This is a genomic window from Thalassospira sp. GO-4 (assembly GCF_023588965.1).
In the GTDB taxonomy this organism is placed as follows: Bacteria; Pseudomonadota; Alphaproteobacteria; order Rhodospirillales; family Thalassospiraceae; genus Thalassospira; species Thalassospira povalilytica.
In genome coordinates this window covers 1949014-1973283 of the sequence record NZ_CP097807.1, presented here as the reverse complement: position 1 = coordinate 1973283, position 24270 = coordinate 1949014, and the positions used below count along the sequence as shown (strand labels likewise).

Sequence of the window (24270 nt, the reverse complement as noted above, 5' to 3'; positions counted from 1 at the left end):
AAATCATCATCGCGCATCAAAGGGTGGCTTGCGCGTCTGGTAATCAGGGCAATCGGGGACTTATTCCGGTGCAGAGGTCTGAAGGGCAAGGGCATGAAGATCACCGCCCATTTTGCCTTTCAACGCGGAATAGACCATCTGGTGCTGAACCACGCGGGTTTTGCCGCGGAACTGTTCGGACACCACAATTGCAGCATAGTGATCGCCATCACCGCGCAGATCTTCGATCCGGACTTCAGCATCAGGAAGAGCTTCCTTGATCATGCTTTCGATTTCATAGGCTTCCATGGCCATGGCGTTTATTCCTTATAATGGACCGGTGCCCGGACGGGCCCGGTAAAACCTGTTTTCTCTGGTATATGTTGTTGTCCCGGGGGCTGTCAATTTCTGCGCAACAGCACTGCCCAAACATCTCGCAAAGTTGCGCGCAGGCTTGTCTTGCGCCCGATATTGCGGTAATTAGCCTGCCCTGGGTTGCCCACACCTGCCGTCCGCAAGGTCGATCCTTTGGTAAAGTGGTGTTTTGAAATCTTTCGGACCCGTTTCCCGATCAGGGTACGGCCCGGCAATGCGGACACCCGGCCTCCTGTGTGGAGACGAAAATGACTTCAAACAGTCTGAATATCGGTCGTGCGGATATCGAAACCGACCCGACCGAAAGCTTCAAGGCACAGGCAAAACGCCTGCGCAAGGCCCTGGCTGGGCGTGATGTTGCGATATCACATGCCGGGTCGCTTGAACTTCTCGCCCAAAGCCACGGCTTTCGCGACTGGAACACCGCCGTTGCCATGGCACGTCGCAATATCCCGACCAATGTTTCCGATCTTGGGATCGGCAAACGGTTTGCCGGATCATACCTTGGTCATGCGGTGACCGGCCTGATCCGTTCTGTGACCGCGACCCCGACACCGGGCGTGTTCCGGGTCGAGGTGCATCTTGATGAACCGGTTGATGTGGTGGAATCCAAACGCTTTACCGGCTTTCGCCAACGCATCGCAGCCCGGATCAACGAACATTGCGAACCGGTTCTGACCAACGGTATGGCCGGACCGGGGCTTTCGATTGATCTGCTTTTGCGTGATCAAGACGGCCAGTGACCCGGTTTATCAAAACGATAAATGACGAAACGCTCCGGCAGCTTCCAAAAGTTGCCGGGGCGTATGTTCTGGTGATCGAGCTTGTCGCGGACCTGACCCTTCAAAACAAACGCTTTGCCGAAACAATCCTGCGCAAAGGCACCTACTTTTATTGTGGCTCGGCCAACGGCCCCGGCGGTATTGCGGCCCGCGTCAAACGCCACTGCAAGGCAACCAAGAAACCCCACTGGCATGTCGATGAACTGACATCAAACGGGGCCGGGCGGGTTGTTTCGGTGCTGGTGGTGCCGGGCGGGAATGAGTGCGAGCTTCGCGCACGTTTGCAAGGGCCTGATGGCGGTATTCCTGCGCCCGGATTTGGGAGCAGTGATTGCGCAAGCTGTCAGTCGCACCTGATCGGGTGGTCTGCCCGTGATCTAACCGACATTATGATCACACTAGCAGGCGGTGTTTAGCCGCCCGTCATGCTCATATGCCGACCGACGGCCGGTTTCTGGCCTTTGCGGTCGATGACGAAGTCATGGCCTTTGGGTTTGAGGTCCATGGCGGCATCAAGCATCTGATCAAGCGAACGCGGATCGCCGGTGCGGAGCGCTGCGCGCAGGTCAACATGATCTTCCTGGCCCAGGCACATGTAAAGCGTGCCGGTGCAGGTCACGCGCACGCGGTTGCAACCTTCGCAGAAATTATGGGTAAGCGGCGTGATGAAGCCCAGACGTCCGCCGGTTTCGGCCACCGTGGTATAGCGGGCCGGGCCGGGGGTGACATGGTCGGACGGGATCAGGGTGAATTCCTGTTCCAGGCGTTCGCGCACCACGGTCAGTGGCAAATACTGGTCGGTGCGATCACCGTCGATATCCCCCAGCGGCATGGTTTCGATCAGGCAAAGATCAAAGCCTTCTTTCCCGCACCATGACACTAGACGCGACATTTCATCTTCGTTGAAGTTGCGCAGCGCGACCGTATTGATCTTGATGCTGATGCCGGCGGCCTTTGCGGCCTCCAACCCGGCCAGAACCTGTTCAAGGCGGCCGCGACGGGTGATTTCGGTGAATTTCCGGGAATCGAGACTGTCGAGCGAGATATTGAGGCGCTTCACGCCAAGCCGCGCCAGATCATCGGCATAGGTGGCAAGCTGACTGCCATTGGTGGTCATGGTCAGTTCATCAAGCGCGCCGGTTTTAAGGTGCCGCGACAGATCGGAAATCAGATCCATGATGCCACGGCGCACCAGCGGCTCCCCCCCGGTCAGGCGCAATTTGCGCACACCCCGATTGATGAAGGCCGTGCAGAGCTGATCAAGTTCTTCAAGGCTGAGAACTTCGGCCTTTGGCAGGAAGGTCATGTTTTCCGCCATGCAATAGGTGCAGCGGAAATCGCAGCGATCGGTTACCGAAACGCGCAGATAGGAGACATGCCGGCCATATTTGTCGATCAGTGGTTTGGTCATGGCGTTGATTTGAAACAGTGTCGTGGTTGTCGCGGGGCGTTGTTTCTTGCAAGGTGACTGTGGCACAGCAGACCGGGTTTTGACCAGCCTGTTTAGATCGCGGCACATCACCTTTCCGTCAGATGAAAACAAAAAGCCGCAGGCGATACCCGAAGATATCGACCATGCGGCTTTGACTATTGCTGTTTACCGGGTAACCGTCGGGTAAATGCCTGGCGGTTGTCCTGCGCCGGTCAGCTGTTGGCGTGGGCGGCGACGTCGGCGTCGATTGATTTCATGACTTCGCGCAGGGTTGCGACATCTTCACTGCCCATTTTGGCGACCAGTTCGGCCGAATGTTGCGGAACGGTCAGGATTTCGCGCACGTCGCTGAACAAGGCATCGAGCAGGCGCACACAATGGGCCTCGGTAAAGGACCAATGCACTTCACCCGATGGCAGATTGTCATTGACCAGTTGCAGCAACCATTTCTTGCGGCGTTCATATTCACGGAAATGCAGCGCCATGCGCGCAAATACCAGATTGATGCGCAGCTTGACCGCCGGTTCCTTGGCCAGATGATCCCAATATTCGGCGGGGTTGCGCAGCTCGTCCTCGTCTTCGGCATGGGCTTCGATGATTTCGTGAATTTCGCGGTCGATTTCCTGAAGCATGTCCATGCCGACCATCATGCGGATGACCTTGAAGAACGGTTGCAGGATTTCACGCGACAGTGCGCCGTCTTCGATGCTGCCTGCGGCATTGCCTTCCAGAAGGTGGTCAAAGCGCGATACCAGCAAACGCCCGAACGGATCGTGGCGGACGGCGGCATGTTCGCGGGCCTTGATGGCTTCGAGATCGCTTTCAAGCACGGCCCAGGCCGCATCAAACAGGTCTTCCTTTTCGCGGATGCCGTCGATGGCCTTGATGATCTGTTCTTCGGAAATCGAACCACCGTGGTTGCGCGCGTAATGGATCAGCCCCTGGGTAAATTGTTCCAGTACCGTAAAGGCGGCGACATGGTGGCGCTGCTTGAAGGTGTCTTGGGGTGGTTTGTTGGCTGCAATCATGAAGTGTCCAGACCTTGATTATGACGGTTGTGCATGATCAGGCAGATCCATCGGCGGGGATGGAATCCATGCGGCCCTGATTCTGCATACGCCGAATTTATTAATAAATTGATGTCAGCAAATCGTGTGCCAAGGACAGCCAGGCATGGGCCAAACCGGTCTGTGATCCGCCTGATCGGGACTGATCGGGGGAAACGGCCCCTTATTCGTAACCGACCGCGGCCTCGACAATCTCAAGCACGACATGGCGGGGCCGGATGATCTGGCGACCGGCTTCCTCGAAATTGACGGCGATTCTGTCACCATCGACAGCCTGAATGCGGCCAAGACCCCAATCGGGCTGGTTGGGGTGGCGAACGATGGTGCCCGGTGTCAGCAAGAAATCCATGGGGTGCTCTGTGTTCAGTGTATCTTGTTTACATATAGGTCAAACGCCGCCGATCCACAATTTCACAGATTGCAAAACCTGATCCGGTCGGTGTTTCGGTCGTCAGTCGGCAAAAATTGCCGGGTCGGATGGCGGTCTGTCACCAGACATCCTGACGGGCCGGTGCGGGTGTTTTCTGTGGTCGGGATCAATCGCCAGGATGCGACCGGCATTTTTCAAATACCTTCGTCATCAAGGCGTCGGTTCGATCAGAAGTCAAACTGGTTTTACCGGATGGGGGATTGGGTGCGATGGGTGCGGGCTTCTTTGCCATGTCGATGGCCGGAATGGCAAAATCGCGATGGGTCGGGTCTAAATTTCGTTCTGGCTAAATAAGCTCTTAACATATCACGGTCAATCTTGGGCATCAGAGACCCGCTTTGAGGGCGCGATATTTCGTCGTCCCGTCACGGAACGCCACCGGTGATAAAATCGGGCGGGGGACAGAGACCGGGCATCATGTTTGGGGATGTGATGCTTTGAAGAATAAATAGAAATACCTTGGAGAACCCGCGTAATGGTTCAGGACATCGCCCTTGAAATGACGCTGATCGAGTTGATCAGTTCGCGCATTTGTCATGATCTTGTCGGTCCGGTCGGGGCCGTCAATGCCGGGGCGGAACTGATGGGCGAAGACGGTGTTGCCGATGACGAGGCGCTTGCGCTGATGCGCAAAAGCGGCCTTGAGGCAGCCCGCCGTCTGCAATTGTTCCGGCTGGCCTTTGGCCGGGCGGGCAACAGCGTGGACACCAAGTCCATGCGCGATGCTGCGCGCCAGACCTATGAAGCCGAAGGCAAGGTCAGCCTGGACTGGCCGGATCTTCCGATTGATCCAGCTCATGGACGAGTCGTATTGAATATGGTGATGCTCGCCCGCGAGGCTCTGCCATTTGGGGGGACGATCACTGTTTCGCACGAATCCGGTCGCACGACCGTTCTGGCAGAAGGCAAACGTGCCGCATTCCGTCCGGAAGTCATGGAGGTGTTGGAAAAAGACGTGTCGGCAGATGCACTTGATCCACGCACAGTGCACGGATTCTTCGTGAGAAATCTTGCCAATCGGACGGGTGGGGCGCTTTCGGTCTTGCAACAGGATGCAAATATTGCATTGATCTATGGATAAAAAATTGACCTGTGGGTCTGGTAATAACGTGTGGTAGCTTCTACGTAAGTAACCGATGTAACATACGTTTCTCGCCATGCGCGTGTTAAATGGGAGTTCCGGTTCCGGTAAATCTAGCTTTGCCGGAGATTTGGAGGGGGTATATGGACGATCTATTAAGTGAATTTCTGACCGAGACTTCGGAAAGTCTCTCGACGCTTGACGTTGAGCTGGTGAAGCTCGAGCAGAACCCGAATGATCCGGACATTCTGTCTAACATCTTCCGTTTGGTGCATACCATCAAAGGGACGTGTGGATTCCTTGGCCTGCCACGCCTCGAAGCGGTCGCGCATGCCGGCGAAAACGTTCTGGGCAAGATCCGCGACGGTGAACTGGTGGTCACACCGGAAGCCGTGACGCTGGTTCTTGAATCCATCGACACCATCAAATATCTGCTGGGCGAGCTTGAGCAGAACGAGGCAGAGCCGGATGGCAATGATGCCGAGTTAATTGCACGTCTCAACCATTTTGCCGATACCGGCACGATGATGGGCGGCGCTGCACCCGCAGCCGCACCGGTTGAAGAACCGCCGATAGAAGAAGTTTCCGAAGGCGGCGCTGTTGATAGCGACGCGCTTCAGGCGGCATTCGATGCCGCAGAAGTTGATCCCGAATTTGCCACTTCCTCCGAACCGGAAACCCCGGCACCAGCCGCAACACCGCCTGCTGCTGCAAAATCCAAGGAAGTCGCACCGGCTAAGAAACCGGCCGAGCAAAAGGCAGAAGCCCCGCGCGGCGAAGCCAAGGAAAGCTCGGTTGCAGCCCAGACCATTCGCGTGAATGTCGAGCTGCTTGAAAACCTGATGACGCTGGTTTCCGAGCTGGTTCTGACCCGTAACCAGCTGTTGCAGATGGTTCGCGGCAAGGATGACAGTGAATTCACCGTTCCGTTGCAGCGCCTGTCGCACATTACGACCGACCTTCAGGAAGGCGTGATGAAGACCCGTATGCAGCCGATCGGCAACGCCTGGGCGAAGCTGCCGCGTATTGTTCGCGACCTTGCCCTTGAAATGAACAAGAAGATCGATCTTCAGATGATCGGTGCCGACACCGAACTGGATCGCCAGGTTCTTGAACTGATCAAGGATCCGCTGACCCACATGGTACGTAACTCTGCCGACCATGGTCTGGAAGATATCCCGGGCCGTCGTGACGCCGGCAAGCCTGAAACCGGTACGGTTACCCTTAATGCGTATCACGAAGGCGGTCACATCATCATCGAGATTTCCGATGACGGTCGCGGTCTGAACCTTGAACGCATCAAGGCCAAGGCAATTGCCAACGGCCTGACCACCGAAAGCGAACTGGAAGGGATGGCTGATCAGCAGATCCAGCAGTTCATTTTCAAGGCCGGTTTCTCGACAGCAGAAAAAGTCACCTCGGTCTCCGGTCGTGGTGTGGGTATGGACGTTGTGCGTACCAATATCGAAAAGATCGGTGGTACGGTTGAACTGAAATCGGTCGAAGGCCGTGGTTCGACCTTTATCATCAAGATCCCGCTGACCTTGGCCATCGTGTCGGCCCTGATTGTCGAAAGTGGCGGCGAACGCTTTGCCATTCCGCAGATCAGCGTTCTGGAACTTGTTCGTGCATCGAACAATTCCGAACATTCGATCGAACGCATTCACGACACCCCGGTCCTGCGGTTGCGTAACCGTCTGTTGCCGCTGGTGACACTGAAGAAGATCCTCGGTCTCGATACCAAGGAGGCCACCGACGAGGGTGTCGATGAAGAAGCATTCATCGTTGTGGCGCAGGTCGGGACCTATTCGTTCGGCATCATCGTTGACCGCGTCTTCGACACCGAGGAAATCGTTGTCAAACCGGTTGCACCGATCCTGCGTGATCTGTCGCTGTTCTCGGGGAACACGATCCTGGGCGACGGTAGCGTGATCATGATCCTTGATCCGAACGGCATCGCGACCCGTACAGGTGAAATCACCGTTGGTGGTTCGCAAGGTGTTGAAGGCAAGGCCAAAACCGACGCGTCCGATCGTGAAACCACCTCGATGCTGGTGTTCCGTGCCGGTGGCAGCGAAGTCCGTGCGGTTCCGCTGGCCCTTGTTGCCCGTCTTGAAGAAATCGATGTCGAGAATATCGAACATTCCAACGGACGTCCGCTGGTTCAGTATCGTGGCAAACTGATGCCGCTGGTCTTTATTGACGGCAGCTATCAGATGAAGGCCGAAGGCCGCCAGCCGACCCTGGTCTTCCAGGATCGCGAACGGACCATGGGTCTTGTGGTGGACGAGATCGTCGACATTGTCGATGACGTGCTTAATGTTGAATTGACCGCAGATCAGGACGGGCTGGTTGGCTCGGCCGTGATCGACGGCAAGGCGACCGACCTGATTGATGCCGGTTACTATCTTGAACTGGCCTTTAGTGACTGGTTCGGGACCGAAGACAATGGCGGCGAGAAGAAGCGTGTTCTTCTGATCGATGACAGCCCGTTCTTCCGCAACCTGCTGACACCGATGCTGTCGGTTGCAGGTTTCCGGGTAACGGCAGTCGAGACCGCCGAACAGGCGATGGAACTCAAGAACCGTGGCCAGTTGTTTGATGCGATCATCAGCGATATCGAAATGCCGGGCATGAACGGCTTTGAATTCGCCGAGGCGCTTCAGAATGACGAGCTGTGGGGCGAAGTTCCGATCATTGCCCTGTCTTCGCACACCAGCGAAGAAGACTTCGAACGCGGCCGTCAGGTAGGTTTCAGCGACTATGTCGCGAAGTTTGATCGTGATGCCCTTGTCTCGACCTTGGTCCAGACCTTGAGCAACGTTTAATCGGGAGAAAGTCCAATGAGCGATAGTAACGCACTCGTCCCGAGCCACGATAGAGGCGGCGCACTGGATCTTGGCGGTGATAGCCAGGATTTCGTCACCGCGAATATCGGCAAACAGCTTTTCGGTATTCCGGTTCTGACGGTTCAGGACGTTCTTGGTCCGCAGCGTATCACCCGTATTCCGCTGTCTCCGCCCGAAGTCGCAGGGTCGCTTAACCTGCGCGGGCGTATTGTGACGGCGATTGATGTCCGCAAACGTCTTGGTTTGCGCGACAAGGATGACGATGATCCGGGTATGAGCATCGTTGTCGATCAGGGTGGGGAACTTTACAGCCTGATGGTTGATCAGGTGGGCGAGGTTCTTAGCGTTCCCAAGAAGGCGTTCGAGCAGAATCCGGCAACGCTTGATCCGCGTTGGCGTGAATTTTCCGACGGTATTTTCCGTCTGGATAAAAAACTTCTGGTTATTCTGGACGTTACGCGTCTGCTTGATTTTACCTCATCGATCAAGCAGGCTGGGTAACCGATATCTTGATATGTCGGGCGCGCAATGCGCCCGGTATTCTGCCGTTAGTGGCTTAACGACCTAAAGAAACGAGAAGGAAGTCGATGAAGAGTTGTCTCGTCGTCGATGATTCGAAAGTCATCCGAATGGTGGCGCGCCGTATCCTCGAAGAAATCGGGTTTGCGGTCGTAGAGGCGGTGGATGGACAGGAGGCATTGGACAAATGTCTCGAATCCATGCCTGATGCAGTTCTGCTTGATTGGAACATGCCGGTCAAAAGCGGGATCGATTTCCTGCGTGACCTGCGCGCAACTCCGGGAGGAGATGAGCCAGTCGTCGTCTTCTGTACAACGGAAAACGACCTGGAACATATCCAGGAAGCAATCACAGCTGGTGCGAACGAATACATTATGAAACCGTTCGACAGCGAGATCATTCAGGCGAAGTTCGAACAGGTCGGCCTGATCTAGTCCGGGTGGCACAGATTCTGTGCCATGCCGGGACTTTGAAATTGATCTCGTGACTCAAGCGGGGACGCTGCTACGTGGAAGACACGCCTATCCATTCGCCATACAAAGTTCTGATCGTGGATGATTCCGCCATCGTGCGCGGACTTGTGACACGCATGATGACCGAAGACAGCGATATTGACGTCGTCGGATCGGTCAATAATGGCGAAGAAGCATTATCGGTAATGGAACAGGGTGGCGTCGAAGTCATTGTTCTGGATATCGAAATGCCGGTCATGGATGGCCTGACCGCCTTGCCCAAACTGTTGGAAATCGATCCGACCGTTCGGGTGATCATGGCCTCTACCCTGACCAAGCGAAACGCCGATATCAGCTTCCAGGCCATGACCCTTGGGGCGGTGGATTACATTCCCAAACCAAGTTCGTCCAAGGACCTCAATGTCGGGGCAGGCTTCCGGGCCGAGCTTCTGGACAAGGTCAAGGCATGGGCCGAACAGCGTCGCAAGATGCTGGAAGTCGAGCAGGCGGCAGCTGCCGCTGCTGCTGCCGAGGCCCAGCTTGAGGACGAGGAAGAGCTTGCGCAGGACGCAGCCGCACAGACAGCGGTTGAGACAGCGGCTGAGGCCGCGCCAGAAGCCGCACCGGAGCCAGAGCACGATGGTGACGGCGATGGCGGCGATCAGGACGGAAAGTCGACGACCTTCCGTGCTGAAATGTCGATCGAACATCAGCAGCTCCATAAGCCTGGCCGGATCCAGCGTAAAAGATTTACCGCCGAATTGCGCCCGCGTCCGATGCAACAGCATCCGCGTCCGCAACAGGTCCAGATGCGTCCGGCCCAGCCACAGCCAAGCCCGGCCGCGCAAAGCCAGTCTGCACCGCCATCCCAGGCCGCAGCAGACAGCAACGCGGCCGAGGCCCCGCGCACGGCACGCAGTGCGGCGGCAGCCAATCCGATGCCGACCCGCCCGCAGACACCGGCCCGTGATCCGGGGCGTTTGATCCGCGATGCGGCGATTGCCGCGGGTGGCGGTCACAAATCAGCGGCACAAACGTCAACACGCAGTTCGCCGACTGCGGCAGCGGCAAGAACCGTTGCGGCTCCCAAACGGGCGGCGAGCAATGCCCCGGAAGGCGCGAAAGCAGCCCGTGCAAAAACCGCACGGGGTGGTTCCGCACCGGCGCCGGTCCGTCGACAGGCGTCACGCGGGGCGATTTCGCTGTTGCCGGAAAAGCGGGTCAATGTCGAAGCCATCGCGATCGGCAGTTCGACCGGTGGCCCCCAGGCATTGTTTGAAGTTTTGCGCGGCCTGAATGGCGTGCGTCAGCCGATTTTTATTACCCAGCATATGCCTGCAACTTTCACCACAATTCTTGCCGAACATATCACCCGCCTGACCGGGTTGAAGTGTCAGGAAGGCAAGAACAACATGCCGATTGTGGGGGGACAGGTTTATCTTGCGCCCGGCGATTACCACATGACAGTAGAAGGACGTGGCGGTTCACGGCATCTTATGCTTAATCAGAACCCGCCAGAGAACTTCTGTCGCCCGTCTGTCGATCCGATGTTGCGCAGTCTGGTGGCAAGTTATGGTGGAAATATTCTAACCGCGATACTGACCGGAATGGGACAGGATGGTATGCTGGGAGGCCGTGACGTTGTGAATGCCGGGGGCATGGTCGTTGCGCAGGACGAACAAAGCAGTGTTGTATGGGGGATGCCTGGTGCTGCTGCGCATGCGGGCATTTGTTCTGCTGTTCTGCCGGTTGGCGGAATTGCGGCCTATATCAAAAAATTTGCGGGGGGTCGTTAACCCACAATGATGAAGCCGGAAGACTTCGATTTCGTAAGCAGACTGATAAAGTCCAAGTCCGGGCTCGTTCTGAGCGAGGACAAGACTTATCTGCTCGAAAGCCGGCTGATGCCGATTGCGCGCAAGCGTGGCCTTAAGGATCTGGGCGAACTGATTGGCGCATTGCGTGGCGGTGACCGCAATCTGGTCGAAGAAGTCGTCGATGCGATGACGACCAATGAAAGTTTCTTCTTCCGCGATACCAAGCCGTTTGACCAGTTCCGTCATGTCGTTTTGCCGCACATGATCAAGGAGCGCGCGTCCAAGCGCCACCTGCGTATCTGGTGTGCGGCGGCGTCATCGGGTCAGGAACCCTATTCGCTGGCGATGATCCTTGATGAATTCAAAACCCAGCTGTCTGGCTGGCGGGTTGAAATCATCGGTACTGATATTTCGCGTGAAATTCTGGCAAAGGCCCGGGCCGGGCTTTATTCCCAGTTCGAAGTCCAAAGGGGCCTTCCGATCGGGCTTCTGGTCAAGTATTTCCAGAAAAAGGAAGACCAGTGGCAGATTTCCTCGGAAATCCGGTCAAAGGTTCAATACAAGGAGTTCAACCTTCTTGAGGACTTCCGTCCGCTCGGCCAGTTTGACGTGGTTTATTGCCGTAACGTGCTGATCTATTTTGATCAGCCGACCAAAAGCGATGTGCTGGCGCGTGTCTCGGCATTGATGCCTGATGACGGCTTCCTGTTCCTTGGCGGGGCGGAAACGGTTCTTGGCATTTCCGATAAATTCAAGCCGCTTGCCCGTCAGCGCGGTATTTACCAGCTGAACCGTCCCGGCGCGCCGGATGTCGATCTGACCGCACTTGAAAAGGTGCAGGCAGGCGGTGCCGCGGCTGCTGCGGCCGGCGGGGCTGCGGCGGGGGGCTTTGCCTTCCCGAAACCGAAACATATGCAAACCGGCGCCGGGACCACCGGAACAGCTGGTGCGGGGACGACTCCGGCACGCCCGGGGACAACCGGGACCACTGGCACCACCGGCATTCGGCCGATCTCTGCAACCGGAACGTCCGGACTTGGCAGCACGACGCGTCCTGGCACCACCGGAACGACCGGGTCCACCGGCACGGCAGGTGGCACCACCGGGACAACGCCGCGCCCGCTGGGCGGGGCAGGAGGGTCGACTACGCGTCCGACCGGCACCACGGGAAGTTCGTTCAGCAAACCGTCAGGTTCGACTGGTACTGGTTCGACAACCCGTCCGGGGACAACAGGAACGACCGGTACCACCGGTTCGACCTATCGCCGGCCGCTTGGTACCGGCACAGGTAGCAGTGGCACGACATCAAGGCCGACGACAGGCACCGGGAATACAAGCGGTTCTTCCGGAACGACACGCCCGTCCACGACCTTTGATCGATCACGTTTTGGCAAACCGGACGACAAAAAGTAGTCGGCAGCCGGTGTGACCCCGACTGTTTCCGTTAAACCGAAACGTCGGGAATGAATATGATCCCACAATTGACCGAGACCGTCGCAGCCCCGCGTCAGGCGCTGACTGTTTTGCAGCGCCGCCGCAAGCTGGTTATTGCGGCGCTTGCGCTGGTGTTGCTTGGTACATTGCCGCTGATCCAGTCTGTTGCCAAAGTTCAGATGTCGCTTCACGAGGGGATCGAGCTGGGTGGTATTGGCCTGATCGCGGTGGCGATTTTCGGCCGCGCCTGGTGTACGCTTTATATCGGCGGGCGCAAGGCACAGCAGCTTACCGATCGTGGTCCCTATTCCATCAGCCGCAATCCGCTTTATGTCTTCAGCTTTATCGGTGCAGCCGGTGTCGGTGCGCAAACCGGAAGCCTTGTGATTTCGGCCATCTTTGTTCTGGGCGCAGTTGCGGTCTTCCTGCCGGTCATCCTGCGCGAGGAACGGGCCCTAGCGCAGCTGTTCGGTCTGCAATTCGAACGCTATCAGGCCCGGGTTCCACGGTTTGGCCCGCGTTTTTCGGCATGGAGGGATATGGACGCCATCGAAGTGCGTCCGAAGCTTCTATGGCGGACCTTGCGCGACGGGCTGGCCTTTTTCCTGGCGGTGCCGTTGTTTGAGTTTTTTGACTGGTTGCAGGTCAGCGGGATTGTTCATCCCCTTGTGCATTTGCCCTGAGGGGGCAAATGCAAAACGCCCCGGTGCAGAACCGGGGCGTTTTGTGTAACGAGCACTGCTGTGACGTTTCCGGGCGCTTGGACAGGAAAGGTCAGATATCAGGCCGCAGCACTGTTGGTGTCGGGATCGCGCAGGACATAGCCCCGGCCCCAAACCGTATGAATGTAGTTGTCGCCTTTGGTTGCCGACTGGATTTTCTTGCGCAGTTTGCAGACAAAGACGTCAATAATCTTGAGTTCCGGCTCGTCCATACCGCCATAAAGGTGGTTGAGGAACATTTCCTTGGTCAGTGTCGTGCCTTTGCGCAGCGACAGCAATTCAAGGATGCCATATTCCTTGCCGGTCAGATGCAGCGGCGATCCGTCGACATCGACGGTGCGAGCATCAAGGTTGACGTTGAGTTTGCCCGTCGAAATCATCGACTGGGCATGCCCACGCGAGCGACGGACGATCGCCTGGATGCGTGCCAGCAATTCGACCTTGTCGAACGGCTTGGTGAGATAGTCATCAGCGCCAAAGCCAAGACCTTTGACCTTGTCTTCGGTTTCGGTCAGACCCGACAGGATCAGGACCGGCGTGTCGACGCGTGCGTCGCGCAAACGTCTGAGAACCTCATAGCCGTCAATATCTGGCAGCATCAGGTCCAGAAGAATAATATCGTAATCATACAGCTTGCCGATCTCGAGACCATCTTCCCCAAGGTCGGTTGTGTCAATCACCATGCCTTCCGACTTAAGCATCAGTTCGATGCTATCAGCATAGGTGTTGTCATCCTCAACAAGCAGCACCCGCATGTTTCTGCTCCGTTACCGTGTTCCGCAATAAGTCCGTGTTAATCCGGATATTTGACAAGCGCCCCAACGTTTGTCGGTGGGAAATTTTTTCCCATTCCGTTAACGATACGTTGCTTTGCGACTCGTGGCAAGCAGGCGAGTCGCATCTCGTTAACTTTTTTTCATCACAAGAAGCGACTCGGGGCCGGAATGCGAGTTTTCCCAACGGTTTGCGGCGTTAACCGTCATGGGGCGCGCAAACAAAAAAATTTGCGATTTGCTGTCTACACAGCTTTTTAACATCGATTATGCCAATATATTTGGTACGACGCGGCGCGATTTGCCACCCCCATGTCATGTTCGGGGAGCAAAATCGCCTGCTTGGAAAAATTGAAATCAACTGCTGGCTGAGAAGGTCCGGGGCGTGTTTCAGATTGGTCGCAACATCATCGCAGAACTCAGACGCATTCCCGATTACCGGGTTGTCGGGCGCGTAACCGCGGTGCTCGGCCTTCTGGTCGAGATCGGCGGTGTCGAAGGGGCTCTGTCGGTTGGCGACCGCTGCAAGGTGAAGCGACGCGACGGCAAGGCGGTGATTTGCGAAGTCGTCGGTTTCCGCAATGAACGCGCGCTTTTGATGCCGTTTGGCATTCTTGACGGGATCGGGATCGGTTGCGAAGTCGAACTGGGGGATACCCAACCACAGGTCTATCCCGATGAAAGCTGGCTGGGGCGGGTGGTCAATGCCTTTGGTGAGCCGGTGGACGGCAAAGGTCCGCTGTCTGAGGGCAACAAGGCCTATCCGATCCGCAACATGCCGCCATCGGCCCATTCGCGACAGCGTGTCGCGGGCAAGATCGATCTTGGCATCCGGGCGATGAATACGTTTCTGACCTGTTGCCGCGGGCAACGTATGGGCATCTTTGCCGGGTCCGGTGTCGGTAAATCCAGTCTTTTATCGATGATGACACGCCATACGACATCGGATGTGTCGGTGGTCGGGCTGATCGGGGAACGTGGCCGCGAAGCGCGCGAATTCATCGAAGACGATCTGGGCGAAGAAGGCCTGCGCCGGTCGGTGGTCGTGGTAGCGACATCGGACGAACCACCGCTTATGCGTCGTCAGGCGGCCTATATGACCATGGCGATATCGGAATATTTCCGCGATGTCGGGCGTGATGTTTTGTGCATGATGGATTCCGTGACCCGTTTTGCCATGGCCCAGCGCGAAATCAGTCTATCGGTTGGCGAGCCGCCCGCATCAAAGGGCTATACGCCAACCGTGTTTGCCGAATTGCCGCGTCTTTTGGAACGTGCCGGCCCCGGTGGCCCGGGGCAGGGATCGATTACCGGCCTGTTTACCGTGCTTGTTGACGGCGATGACCATAACGAACCGATTTCCGATGCGGTGCGCGGCATTCTTGACGGGCACGTGGTGCTGGATCGATCGATCGCCGAACAGGGGCGCTATCCGGCGATCAATATTCTGCGCAGCGTGTCGCGTACCATGCCCGGCTGTAACAGCGAGGAAGAAAACCAGATCGTGGCGCGTGCCCGCCAACTGCTGGCAACCTACGAAGACATGGCCGAGCTGATCCGGCTCGGGGCCTATCGCCAGGGGACCGATCCCAAAGTTGACGAGGCGATCCACTATTTCCCGCTGATCGAGGAATTCCTGAAACAGCGCAAAACAGAATGCACGCGCCTGAATGAAGGATATGTCGAACTGGCCCGCCGTCTGGATCTTCTGGCCGAAGAACCCGAAGACCCCCGTATCGCCAAGGGGCGCCAGTCCCAACAGGCGCAGGCCGCACAACAAAACGCCCAGGCTGGTGGTGCGCCACAGGGTATCCCCGATGAAATGCCCGCACCCGCCCCGGCACCGCCGCCGTCCATCGGTCCGAAAATCAATCGGGGGCCAAAGGTCAACAGTCGGTCACGCGCTGGCAGCGAACGCGAACTCAATGATGCCAAACGCGCCCTGCGCCGCGACAAAAAAGAAGGCTAGTGCGCCGATGATGGGGATGCCACATGACAGGCGCGGCCGTCAGGGCCGCTTGGGCAGCCTGAACAGCAGGACATAATCCATGGCCAAGGATTTCAAAACACTGGTGCGCATGCGCAAATGGGCGCTTGATGACAAGCAGCGTGAACTTGGTGAAATGTTGGGTGTTCTTGGCAAACTGGAAGCCGAGAAAGAAGCACTTGAACAGGCAGTGATCAACGAACAGCGAATTGCAGCGGAAAATCCCGAACTGGCCGGATTTGCCTATGGCGGGTTTGCCAATGCGGTGATTGCCGAGCGCGAAGCAATTTCAAAAATGATCGCCCAGCAGGAAGAAAAGATTGATGCCTTTCGCGATGAAGTTGCCGATGCCTTCAAGGAACTGAAAACGGCCGAGATCGCCGAACGCAACCGGGCCGAAGCCGAACGCGCAGAAGAAGAAAAGAAAGAACAGGACGAACTTGATGAAATCGGCACCCGTTCGGCAACCCGCGATGATGGCCTGATTTAACGCGTGATTTAACACCTGATCTAAGGCCCGGGCTAATGCGCCTGAAACGATTGTGTCGGTGCCTGGCGAACGCGCTTTGACAAGGAACAAAACGCAAAGCACACGGCATTGAGGCCGCGTTCCTTGACCGGTGGGCAAGGAAAACATCCGACCCACCCAAAGCCAAACAATATCAAAGCGGTCAGGTGACGATCAGGCGGGTTTCAAAAAACCGCATATGCTTGTTTGCAAATACCGTCCGTTGATCACGCGGCAATCGTGACCCCGGTTTCAATGCCGGTAACGTTGCGCAATTCATCCGGGCTCAGGGCAAAGACCGTTTTTGGTGTGCCCGCAGCAAGCCAGATGGTTTTCTTTGCCAGCAATTTGGCATCAATCAGGGTTTCAACCGGATGGACATGGCCAAAGGGCGGGACGCCGCCAATGGCGTAACCCGTATGTTCGCGGACTTCATTGGCATCGGCCTTGCGGATCGAAAGTCCGATCAGGCTTGCGACCTTGTTCAGGTCAACCTGATCGGCCCCGTTCATGATGATCAGGACCGGTTTGCCGGCTTCGGTCATGAAGACCAGTGATTTCCCGATATCACTGATGTCACAGCCGATGGCATTTGCCGCGTCGGCCGCGGATCGGGTGCCATCGGGGAATTCGAATACGTCAATATGACCAAGATTGTTGGCATCAAACGCATTTTGCAGACATTGCGGCGGAGAAACTTTTTTCATTGGCCTGTCTCTTGTGCGCGACGGTTCAGTTTGCGTTTGCGGTTGAGAAGATTAAGCGTCTCGACCGAAAGGCTGAAGACCATCGCGAAATAGATGTACCCTTTGGGGACGTGAATTTCGACACCGTCAAGCAACAGCACAAACCCGACAAGAATAAGGAATGATAGCGCTAACATTTTGACCGACGGATGCTTTTCAACAAAGTCGCCAATGGTCTTGGCCGCGGCCAGCATCACCAGAACCGACAGGATGACGGCGATCACCATGATCGAGATGTGATCAACCAGACCGACAGCGGTAATCACGCTGTCGAGCGAGAAAATCATATCAAGCAGCATGATCTGCACGATGGTCATGGCAAAGCCCGACATGATTTTGCCCGGCCCGTGTTCTTCGGGTTCGTCAATGGTGTGATGAATTTCCTTGGATGCCTTGGCAATCAGGAACAGCCCGCCAATGATCAGGATCAGGTCACGTCCGCTGATTTCCTGACCAAAGGCGGAAAACAGCGGGGCGGTCAATTGCATGACCCAGGCAATCCCGGCCAGAAGTCCAAGCCGCATGCCCATCGCGGCCAGCAATCCGACCCGGCGTGCCGGTGCCTGCTGGTTCGGGGGCAGTTTGGAAACGATCACTGACAGAAAAACGATATTGTCGATCCCGAGAACGATTTCCAGCGCGGTCAGGGTGGCAAGACCCATCCACATGTGCGGGTCGCTCATCCATTCAAACATCATCAAAACCCCGTAACAGGCAGCACAGACAAAAATTGACCGCAGATAAGGTGTGGCTCATCGTGTTCTAACGCAAGCGTGAATTGATTTTACCCAAGGCCGGCTTAAAAAAATGCCAACACTAAAATCAAACGGCTAACCATGGTCATGCCCATATCAAAATGGGGTATGATGACAGGTCATCAGGTGAAAAGGATTGTCCGATATGCGTTCAAGAATGCGTGCTTTTGTCTCTGCGTTGGCCCTGGCGACAGGCATTGCAACAGCATCGGTGTCATTGCCGGCATATGCGGACCCGGCCCCCGATGTCGGGAACTGGCAGTCGGTTCTTGATCAGGCCCGCGGGCAGACCGTTTATTGGCATGCATGGGGCGGGGAGCCGCGCATCAATGATTACATCGCCTGGGCCGGTGATCAGGTTTTTGAACGTTACGGGGTCAAGGTCGTTCAGGTCAAACTGACCGATACCGCCGATGCCGTGACCAAGGTGCTGTCGGAAAAGACCGCCGGGGTGAATGATGGCGGTGCGGTTGATATGATCTGGATTAACGGTGAAAACTTTGCCGCGATGAAGCGCAATGAATTGCTGTTTGGTCCGTGGGTCGAAGAAACGCCAAATTTCGAATATGTCGATGTTGAAGGCAAACCCACGGTGGTCAACGACTTCACCGTTCCGACCGACGGGCTTGAAGCGCCGTGGGGCATGGCACAGGTCAGTTTCTATTACGACACCGCCAAACTTGATAGCGTGCCGAAGTCCGCGCAAGCCTTGCTGGAATGGCTGGCAAAAAATCCCGGGCGCTTTACCTATCCGCAGCCGCCAAACTATATGGGATCGACCTTCCTGAAACAGATCCTGACCGAACTGGTCCAAGACCCCAAGGTCTTGCAGCAACCGGCTGACGAAGTTGATGCCAAGGCGGTTCTTGAACCGCTTTGGGGATATCTTGAAGATTTGCAGCCGCTATTGTGGCGCAATGGTCAGGCCTATCCGCAGAACGGGGCGGCGATGCGGACCCTGCTTGGCGATAACGAAATCGATATCGCGTTTTCATTCAGCTCGGGCGAAGTGTCATCGGCGATCGAAGCGTTCGAGCTTCCCGATACGGTGCGATCCTATGTGTTTGACAATGGCACATTGGGCAATACCAACTTTGTGGCCATCCCCTATAACGCATCGGCAAAGGCCGGTGCGGTCGTACTGGCCGACTTCCTGATGTCACCGGAAGCCCAGCTGCGCAAACAGGACCCGCAATATTGGGGCGCTGATACGGTTCTTGCGATGGATAAGCTGCCTGCCGACATGCAGGAAGCCTTTGCCAATCTTGATCTTGGTATTGCATCCCTTGCACCGGCCGAACGTGGCACGGTTTTGCCTGAACCCCATCCAAGCTGGATGGAGCTGGTCGAAACCGAATGGCAGAAACATTACGGCGTGGTGCAATAATCGCGCATGTTGCGATTTGTCCCCATCATCACGATTGCCTTTATGATCGGCCCGGTATCTGCCGGGCTGATTGGCACTTTATTGCCGGCATTTGGCATCTTGCCAGCACTTGGCGGAACTGAGCCCGGACTTGATCCGTGGGCCGCAATTTTCGCGCAACCGGGGATCTGGCAGTCGGTGCGGCTGTCGCTGATCAACGGCCTGATTGCAAGTTTCGTTTCGGTTGCGATTGTCATGCTGTTTTGTGCCGCCTGGCAGGGCACCCGAATTTTTCGAGCCATGCAGCGGATATTGTCACCGATCCTGGCGGTTCCGCACGCGACCGCGGCATTCGGACTGGCGTTTCTGATTGCGCCGTCGGGCTGGATTGCACGTTTGATTGCCCAGTTTGCCGGATGGGATCGTCCGCCCGATATCGCGATCATTCACGATCCGCTGGGGATTGCGATGATTGCCGGGCTGGTGGCCAAGGAAATCCCGTTTCTGTTTTTGATGACCCTTGCAGCCTTGCCGCAGGCCGATACCGACCGCACCGCCCAGATTACCGCCACATTGGGCTATGGCCGGATTGCCGGATGGTTCAAGGCGACATTGCCACGGATTTACCCGCAAATCAGATTGCCGGTATTGGCGGTTCTGGCCTATTCGACGTCGGTTGTTGATGTTGCGATCATTCTGGGCCCGACAACACCGGCACCGCTGGCGGTTCGGATATTGGGGTGGTTGTCCGATCCTGATCTTGCATTGCGGTTCATGGCATCAAGTGCGGCAATCTTGCAGTTGCTTGTCGTTGTGGTGGCCATCGGGATCTGGGTGGCCGGGGAACGGATCATAGCACTGGCCGGGGGCCAGATCGCCGCAAACGGCCAGCGGTTCCGCCATGATGGCGGCATGCGTGCCGGAAGTGCGGTTTTGGCCGGATTGTCGGCCGGGGCACTGATATTGGGGCTTGTGGTCCTTCTGATCTGGAGCATTGCCGGGTTCTGGGGATTTCCCGATATTTTGCCCCGCAGTTTCAGTCTGCGTCTTTGGCAGCGCGAATATGATGCGATCGGAAGCAGCCTTGTCACCACGCTTTTGATCGCGGTGCCGACTGTTGTGATTGCGATTGCGCTTGTTCTTGGATGTCTGGAGCACGAAACCAGAAGCCGTCACAAACCCGGTCGCGGGGCGATTTGGCTGCTTTACCTGCCGCTGATTGTGCCGCAGATCAGCTTCATGTTCGGATTGCAGGTATTCTTTACCCTGATCGGGCTTGAACGGACGTTGATATCGGTTGTGCTGTCGCATCTGGTGTTTGTGTTGCCCTATGTGTTCCTGTCGCTGTCTGATCCGTTTCGGGCACTTGATCCGCGATACGGGCAGACGGCACTTTGTCTTGGGGCATCACCAATGCGGGTATTTTGGCACGTGCGTTTGCCATTGCTGACCCGTGCGGTTCTGACCGCGATGGCGGTTGGGCTGGCGGTGACGGTCGGGCAATATTTGCCAACACTTCTGATCGGGGCGGGGCGGTTTGCCACCGTCACGACCGAGGCCGTGGCACTGGCATCGGGGGGCGACCGCCGCATGATCGGGATATACGGATTGTTGCAGATGGTTTTGCCATTTGCCGGATTTGCCTGTGCATTGCTGATACCGGCCATCCTGTTCCGCCATCGGCGGGGCATGAATGCACAGAACAGGGGATAGAAAATGCCATCGGATCATTCCGAAACCGGGCTTGAACTTCGCACTGTCAGTATCCGTCTGGACGGGCAGGAATTGCTTGCGGTTGATCTTGTGATTGCGCCTGGTGAAATCGTCACCCTGATGGGGCCAAGCGGTTCTGGCAAATCAAGTTTTCTTGGCCATATCTGTGGCACCTTGCCCGCGCAGTTTGATGTTTCAGGACAGGTCGTTCTGAATGGCAGATCCCTTGATGGATGCCCGCCCCAGGATCGCCATGTCGGTATTCTGTTTCAGGATGATTTATTGTTTCCGCATCTGTCTGTTGGCGGCAATCTGGCCTTTGCGCTACCGGCATCAGTCAAGGGCAAAGCCAAGCGCCGCATGCTGGTTGAGAACGCCCTGAAAAATGCGGATATGGACGGGTTTGCCGATCGCGATCCGGCAACCCTGTCGGGTGGGCAGCGTGCGCGTGTGGCCTTGTTGCGCGTCTTGTTGTCCGAACCTTGTGCGCTGTTGCTTGATGAGCCGTTTTCGAAACTTGATAGCGAATTGCGCGGTCAGTTCAGGTCATTCGTGTTTGAACAATGCCGTAAAAACCGCCTTCCGACATTGATGGTCACCCACGATCCCGAAGACGGCAGTGCCGCGGGCGGAAGGGTGATCAATCTTGCATAGATCCCTGTGAATTATGTCATGGCCAATAGCGGCAAATTTGCTGGTATTGGGGGGAGTTTGGTCGTAATAGCAATTCACCGCAAAGAATTGTCTTTGGGGCCGGGGCAACCAATACCGGTCCTGTGCGGCATGGAGAATGTCGTGAATGTTTCCAGAAGAAATGTTTGCCATCATCCCGAACGCATTGGACGCAGCCACCTGTGACCGTCTGATCGCGGGATTTGCGCATGAAATGGACGAAGGCGGCCTCGTACAGGGGCAAACCGCAACCCATATCCGCCGGTCAAAAATCACCTGGTTCAACGAAGAACAGGAACCGGTTGTTTGCCGCAGGATCATCGACCTTGTGGCCGATGTGAACCGCAATGTGTTTGACTTTGCCCTGACCGATTTTGCCGAAGAAGCCCAGATCGCCTGTTATGCCGGCGACTTGCGCGGTCATTATGACTGGCACAGTGATGTTGGCGCATCCGAAGTCGCCCGTCGGCGCAAACTGACCATGGTGATCCAGCTGTCCGAACCCGACCAGTATGAAGGCGGTCAGTTGCAGCTTAACCCGGCGGGGAATTTCCTGGATGCGCCGATGGAACGCGGAACCGCGATCTTTTTCCCGAGCTTTGTTCTGCACCGTGTTGCACCGACAACCGCGGGTCTGCGCTATTCGCTGACCCAATGGGTGCACGGAAACCCGTTCCGCTGATCAGTAGCGTTCCAGACGATCGAGCAGGCGCGGGTTGCCCCATTTCGGCTGACGGTCTTCAAGGGCGGTTTCGTGATGGAAGACCTGATCATTGTCCGCGGTCTGTTTATCAAGACGCAGGCTGATCCAGCGCGGCACCAGTTCGTTGTTGAAATCATCCATCAACAACACGGCCGCGGCCTCGAAGCTTTCGAAGGTGATGGTGGAAATTTCGGCGTAATAATCCGCCAGACAATCGGTTTTCAGGATCAGCCTGTCGGGCACATAGCGCAGCGTCATGCGTGCCGGAAAGACATTTTCCACACCCGTCAGGTTGCTTTGCAACGTCACCACATAATCGACCTGTGGTCCCGGGTTGGCTTCGGTCAGGATCAGATTGCGACGTTGATAAATTTCAAGCATGACGTTTAACCGTTCTTATATATGAAAATCAGGCGATCAGGATACGCTTGTGCACCGGGCAGTAAAAGCATTCATTTCATAAGCTTGTCGTGAATTACGCCTGAATCCCGCTGTGGGAATTGGGGCCGCTGCTGTCGGCAGGCGGGGCGATATGGACAAAACGCGATCCGTCCTGAAACAGGATATGCCCGCTATAACCGGAAATCTGAAGTGCCTCGCGGAAGATGCCGCGAATGTCATCGCGGTTATGTGACTGCAATGGATTTTCGGTACGAATGATCAGATCGAACTTGCTGTCTTCGCCTTTGACAAGGCCGTCAAGCTGGGTATGTCCCACGACGCTAAAGGACAGATCCAGCAGGAAACGCGTGCCCTGATCGTCCTTTTTCTCGGGATCGTCTTCGCGATCGCCATGGCGCCAGCCAAATTGCAACTGTTCGATTTTGCCACCCATATTGAACGGCATCGCCATGACACGCCAGCCATCGGGGCGTTCGTCGGCTGCCATGGTACGCAACTGGCCAAAGTCACCTTCAAGACGTTTTAACCCGCCGCCATCGGCCTCTGACAGGGATGACAGGCTGTTGGCGGCACGATCCCCGATCCAGCTACGCAAACCGCCCTTTGTGCCGGTCATCGCGGCAAAAAAGAACATCATCGTGGTTGTCAATTTCGGGCCGGGTTGTGGCAGATTGTTCAACAGGCTCATCGCCGCACCCGGGTCATGCTGTTGCAGGGCATGAACCGCCTTTTGCAGGCTGTCCCAATCATGGGTCAAAGCCGCATTTTGCCCGCGCAGGATCAGGTCGGCCTCGGTCATCGGCATGGATGTGGCAACGCGCCCGCTGCCCGCAGCATCAACACTGAATGACAGGGTCGCACCGGTTGGTGCCGGAACCGGCAATTTGATGCCGACAATCCCGGCTGACGTCCGAAGGGCGGTAACGCCCTGTGGCAGCAGGCGGGCCTCGGCACTGTCAGGGGGCAAGACCGTCCCGCTCAGCAACAAGCCCGGTGCCTGTCCGGCTGCGGTTTGTGCAGCAATTGTCGGCGCGATGCCAGCCCCCGGTGTTGCCCCGGCAACCGTGCCACCGGCCACTCCACCCGCTATTCCACTGGCCGCATTCAGAACATTGGCAGCCTGTTGGGCTGTGACTGTGCCCTGACCAAGAAAAATCACCTGTGTCTGACTGCCGGCGGGCAATTGCGTGCCATTCGGCATCGTCAGGACAGAGGTGGTAACCGCATTGAATGTCTGGCCGGGGGTAAGGGTGGTCGCACCGATATTGCCAGATGCCAGACTGCCCGACATAGCCGATGATCCGGGCATCAACGTTTGCGGCAGCAATTGCAGGCGCAAGCCATCACCGGGATTGGTCGCACCCATTGTTGCCGAACTGGTGGCGGCATTTGATGTCGGCAAGCGCGCCCAAAGCAGATCACCGAGATTTGTTGGCAAGGCGCTGGGAAGTTTGACCGTAACCTGCCCAAGTGCTGTGACAAGGGTCAGTTGATTGCCCGATTGTGATTGGACGGATGCCTGAAGCAGCGTTTCAACCGGCAGCTTTGCAAGGGCAGCGGCAACCTGTTGCGAGGTCGCGCTGGTCACGGTTGCCGTGACCTGGGCCGGGACCGAGCCCTGGGATGCCTGTCCTGTCGTTCCGCCCGCCGAGGCCTGCCCACCGACCGCGGTTCCGGGCGAGATAGCCTGTGGCGGGAGGGTCATG

Annotated in this window: 23 protein-coding genes and 1 pseudogene; 15 read left to right on the top strand and 9 right to left on the bottom strand. The window is 56.7% G+C overall.

Translation table 11 applies throughout. The annotated features are described in order from the left end of the window. Positions 1–60: 60 nt before the first annotated feature. Complete coding sequence (locus M9H61_RS09275) at positions 61–294, bottom strand: BolA family protein (protein ID WP_068517198.1); 234 nt, start codon at positions 292–294, stop codon at positions 61–63. Positions 295–602: 308 nt separating this feature from the next. On the opposite strand from M9H61_RS09275, the gene M9H61_RS09270 reads away from it, so the two are divergent. Both M9H61_RS09270 and M9H61_RS09265 read left to right on the top strand, forming a co-directional pair. After that, positions 603–1097 carry a glyoxalase superfamily protein gene (locus tag M9H61_RS09270; protein ID WP_250284717.1) on the top strand — a complete coding sequence of 165 codons (495 nt, stop codon included), beginning with the start codon at positions 603–605 and terminating at the stop codon, positions 1095–1097. Continuing rightward, positions 1094–1552, top strand: coding sequence for a DUF123 domain-containing protein (locus M9H61_RS09265; RefSeq protein WP_250284715.1), 459 nt, complete (start codon positions 1094–1096; stop codon positions 1550–1552). The genes M9H61_RS09270 and M9H61_RS09265 overlap by 4 nt, the downstream gene beginning before the upstream one ends. Here the strand turns inward: M9H61_RS09265 and moaA are convergent. The 3 genes from moaA to M9H61_RS09250 all read right to left on the bottom strand — a co-directional run bounded on the left by moaA (position 1549) and on the right by M9H61_RS09250 (position 3984). Next, the gene (gene moaA / locus M9H61_RS09260) at positions 1549–2547 is read right to left on the bottom strand and encodes a GTP 3',8-cyclase MoaA (RefSeq protein WP_068517195.1); all 999 of its coding nucleotides are present in this window, start codon (positions 2545–2547) and stop codon (positions 1549–1551) included. The two genes, M9H61_RS09265 and moaA, sit on opposite strands and share 4 nt — an antisense overlap. A 233-nt stretch (positions 2548–2780) precedes the next feature. After that, entirely contained in the window at positions 2781–3596 is an 816-nt protein-coding gene (locus tag M9H61_RS09255) for a hypothetical protein (protein WP_068517194.1), read from the bottom strand. Positions 3597–3798: 202 nt separating this feature from the next. Continuing rightward, positions 3799–3984 carry a DUF3553 domain-containing protein gene (locus M9H61_RS09250; RefSeq protein ID WP_068517193.1) on the bottom strand — a complete coding sequence of 62 codons (186 nt, stop codon included), beginning with the start codon at positions 3982–3984 and terminating at the stop codon, positions 3799–3801. A 556-nt stretch (positions 3985–4540) separates the two neighbouring features. Between M9H61_RS09250 and M9H61_RS09245 the strand changes: the two genes are divergently transcribed. The 7 genes and pseudogenes from M9H61_RS09245 (at position 4541) to M9H61_RS09210 (ending at position 12900) form a co-directional block, all read left to right on the top strand. Continuing rightward, on the top strand, positions 4541–5146 hold the full coding sequence (locus M9H61_RS09245; protein ID WP_101248095.1) for a histidine phosphotransferase family protein: 606 nt from the start codon (positions 4541–4543) through the stop codon (positions 5144–5146). A 143-nt stretch (positions 5147–5289) separates the two neighbouring features. Then, positions 5290–7974, top strand: coding sequence for a chemotaxis protein CheW (locus M9H61_RS09240; RefSeq protein ID WP_250284713.1), 2685 nt, complete (start codon positions 5290–5292; stop codon positions 7972–7974). Positions 7975–7989: 15 nt separating this feature from the next. Continuing rightward, positions 7990–8496: a chemotaxis protein CheW gene (locus M9H61_RS09235; RefSeq protein WP_068517189.1), complete on the top strand. Its 507-nt coding sequence runs from the start codon at positions 7990–7992 to the stop codon at positions 8494–8496. Positions 8497–8582: 86 nt separating this feature from the next. Then, positions 8583–8948 (top strand): PleD family two-component system response regulator, encoded by a 366-nt coding sequence (locus tag M9H61_RS09230; RefSeq protein ID WP_068517188.1) that lies wholly within the window; start codon positions 8583–8585, stop codon positions 8946–8948. A gap of 74 nt (positions 8949–9022) precedes the next feature. Beyond that, positions 9023–10762 carry a chemotaxis protein CheB gene (locus M9H61_RS20675; protein ID WP_371922219.1) on the top strand — a complete coding sequence of 580 codons (1740 nt, stop codon included), beginning with the start codon at positions 9023–9025 and terminating at the stop codon, positions 10760–10762. A 9-nt stretch (positions 10763–10771) separates the two neighbouring features. After that, positions 10772–11581, top strand: a pseudogene (locus tag M9H61_RS09215) (protein-glutamate O-methyltransferase CheR); the annotation flags it as partial. Positions 11582–12252: 671 nt separating this feature from the next. Beyond that, on the top strand, positions 12253–12900 hold the full coding sequence (locus M9H61_RS09210; protein WP_250284711.1) for an isoprenylcysteine carboxylmethyltransferase family protein: 648 nt from the start codon (positions 12253–12255) through the stop codon (positions 12898–12900). 98 nt (positions 12901–12998) lie between these two features. Here M9H61_RS09210 and ctrA read toward each other — a convergent pair whose 3' ends face one another. Beyond that, the gene (gene ctrA, locus M9H61_RS09205; protein WP_068518026.1) at positions 12999–13694 is read right to left on the bottom strand and encodes a response regulator transcription factor CtrA; all 696 of its coding nucleotides are present in this window, start codon (positions 13692–13694) and stop codon (positions 12999–13001) included. Positions 13695–14097: 403 nt separating this feature from the next. Between ctrA and fliI the strand changes: the two genes are divergently transcribed. Together fliI and M9H61_RS09195 are read left to right on the top strand one after the other, a co-directional pair. Beyond that, complete coding sequence (gene fliI / locus M9H61_RS09200) at positions 14098–15681, top strand: flagellar protein export ATPase FliI (protein WP_250284709.1); 1584 nt, start codon at positions 14098–14100, stop codon at positions 15679–15681. Between the two features lie 79 nt (positions 15682–15760). Further along, the gene (locus M9H61_RS09195; protein ID WP_068518024.1) at positions 15761–16189 is read left to right on the top strand and encodes a flagellar FliJ family protein; all 429 of its coding nucleotides are present in this window, start codon (positions 15761–15763) and stop codon (positions 16187–16189) included. A gap of 245 nt (positions 16190–16434) precedes the next feature. Here M9H61_RS09195 and M9H61_RS09190 read toward each other — a convergent pair whose 3' ends face one another. Both M9H61_RS09190 and M9H61_RS09185 read right to left on the bottom strand, forming a co-directional pair. Then, a complete protein-coding gene (locus M9H61_RS09190) occupies positions 16435–16914 on the bottom strand; it encodes a YbaK/EbsC family protein (RefSeq protein WP_250284707.1) in 480 nt (159 codons plus the stop codon). Next, on the bottom strand, positions 16911–17651 hold the full coding sequence (locus tag M9H61_RS09185; protein WP_170310308.1) for a TerC family protein: 741 nt from the start codon (positions 17649–17651) through the stop codon (positions 16911–16913). Before M9H61_RS09185 ends, M9H61_RS09190 begins: the two co-directional genes overlap by 4 nt. A gap of 202 nt (positions 17652–17853) precedes the next feature. On the opposite strand from M9H61_RS09185, the gene M9H61_RS09180 reads away from it, so the two are divergent. The 4 genes from M9H61_RS09180 to M9H61_RS09165 all read left to right on the top strand — a co-directional run bounded on the left by M9H61_RS09180 (position 17854) and on the right by M9H61_RS09165 (position 22141). Continuing rightward, the gene (locus M9H61_RS09180) at positions 17854–19095 is read left to right on the top strand and encodes an ABC transporter substrate-binding protein (protein ID WP_250284705.1); all 1242 of its coding nucleotides are present in this window, start codon (positions 17854–17856) and stop codon (positions 19093–19095) included. Positions 19096–19101: 6 nt separating this feature from the next. Beyond that, a complete protein-coding gene (locus tag M9H61_RS09175; RefSeq protein ID WP_250284702.1) occupies positions 19102–20787 on the top strand; it encodes an ABC transporter permease in 1686 nt (561 codons plus the stop codon). A gap of 3 nt (positions 20788–20790) precedes the next feature. Next, entirely contained in the window at positions 20791–21441 is a 651-nt protein-coding gene (locus M9H61_RS09170) for an ATP-binding cassette domain-containing protein (protein WP_250284699.1), read from the top strand. A 145-nt stretch (positions 21442–21586) separates the two neighbouring features. After that, on the top strand, positions 21587–22141 hold the full coding sequence (locus M9H61_RS09165; RefSeq protein WP_206928019.1) for a 2OG-Fe(II) oxygenase: 555 nt from the start codon (positions 21587–21589) through the stop codon (positions 22139–22141). On the opposite strand, the gene M9H61_RS09160 is transcribed toward M9H61_RS09165, so the two are convergent. Together M9H61_RS09160 and M9H61_RS09155 are read right to left on the bottom strand one after the other, a co-directional pair. Further along, positions 22142–22543, bottom strand: coding sequence for a hypothetical protein (locus tag M9H61_RS09160; RefSeq protein WP_068518018.1), 402 nt, complete (start codon positions 22541–22543; stop codon positions 22142–22144). Positions 22544–22637: 94 nt separating this feature from the next. Further along, positions 22638–24269 (bottom strand): hypothetical protein, encoded by a 1632-nt coding sequence (locus tag M9H61_RS09155; protein WP_250284697.1) that lies wholly within the window; start codon positions 24267–24269, stop codon positions 22638–22640. Position 24270 lies beyond the last annotated feature (1 nt).

Bases quoted from the DNA above. Each gene is read 5' to 3' on its own strand.
- M9H61_RS09240 (WP_250284713.1), top strand. From the start codon at position 5,290: ATGGACGATCTATTAAGTGAATTTCTGACCGAGACTTCGGAAAGTCTC.
- M9H61_RS09210 (WP_250284711.1), top strand. From the start codon at position 12,253: ATGATCCCACAATTGACCGAGACCGTCGCAGCCCCGCGTCAGGCGCTG.
- M9H61_RS09180 (WP_250284705.1), top strand. From the start codon at position 17,854: ATGCGTTCAAGAATGCGTGCTTTTGTCTCTGCGTTGGCCCTGGCGACA.
- M9H61_RS09270 (WP_250284717.1), top strand. From the start codon at position 603: ATGACTTCAAACAGTCTGAATATCGGTCGTGCGGATATCGAAACCGAC.
- M9H61_RS09235 (WP_068517189.1), top strand. From the start codon at position 7,990: ATGAGCGATAGTAACGCACTCGTCCCGAGCCACGATAGAGGCGGCGCA.
- M9H61_RS09250 (WP_068517193.1), bottom strand. From the start codon at position 3,984: ATGGATTTCTTGCTGACACCGGGCACCATCGTTCGCCACCCCAACCAG.
- M9H61_RS09190 (WP_250284707.1), bottom strand. From the start codon at position 16,914: ATGAAAAAAGTTTCTCCGCCGCAATGTCTGCAAAATGCGTTTGATGCC.
- M9H61_RS09245 (WP_101248095.1), top strand. From the start codon at position 4,541: ATGGTTCAGGACATCGCCCTTGAAATGACGCTGATCGAGTTGATCAGT.
- moaA (WP_068517195.1), bottom strand. From the start codon at position 2,547: ATGACCAAACCACTGATCGACAAATATGGCCGGCATGTCTCCTATCTG.
- M9H61_RS09170 (WP_250284699.1), top strand. From the start codon at position 20,791: ATGCCATCGGATCATTCCGAAACCGGGCTTGAACTTCGCACTGTCAGT.
- M9H61_RS09165 (WP_206928019.1), top strand. From the start codon at position 21,587: ATGTTTCCAGAAGAAATGTTTGCCATCATCCCGAACGCATTGGACGCA.
- M9H61_RS09275 (WP_068517198.1), bottom strand. From the start codon at position 294: ATGGCCATGGAAGCCTATGAAATCGAAAGCATGATCAAGGAAGCTCTT.
- M9H61_RS09185 (WP_170310308.1), bottom strand. From the start codon at position 17,651: ATGATGTTTGAATGGATGAGCGACCCGCACATGTGGATGGGTCTTGCC.
- M9H61_RS09175 (WP_250284702.1), top strand. From the start codon at position 19,102: ATGTTGCGATTTGTCCCCATCATCACGATTGCCTTTATGATCGGCCCG.
- M9H61_RS09155 (WP_250284697.1), bottom strand. From the start codon at position 24,269: ATGACCCTCCCGCCACAGGCTATCTCGCCCGGAACCGCGGTCGGTGGG.
- ctrA (WP_068518026.1), bottom strand. From the start codon at position 13,694: ATGCGGGTGCTGCTTGTTGAGGATGACAACACCTATGCTGATAGCATC.
- M9H61_RS09160 (WP_068518018.1), bottom strand. From the start codon at position 22,543: ATGCTTGAAATTTATCAACGTCGCAATCTGATCCTGACCGAAGCCAAC.
- M9H61_RS09195 (WP_068518024.1), top strand. From the start codon at position 15,761: ATGGCCAAGGATTTCAAAACACTGGTGCGCATGCGCAAATGGGCGCTT.
- M9H61_RS09230 (WP_068517188.1), top strand. From the start codon at position 8,583: ATGAAGAGTTGTCTCGTCGTCGATGATTCGAAAGTCATCCGAATGGTG.
- M9H61_RS09255 (WP_068517194.1), bottom strand. From the start codon at position 3,596: ATGATTGCAGCCAACAAACCACCCCAAGACACCTTCAAGCAGCGCCAC.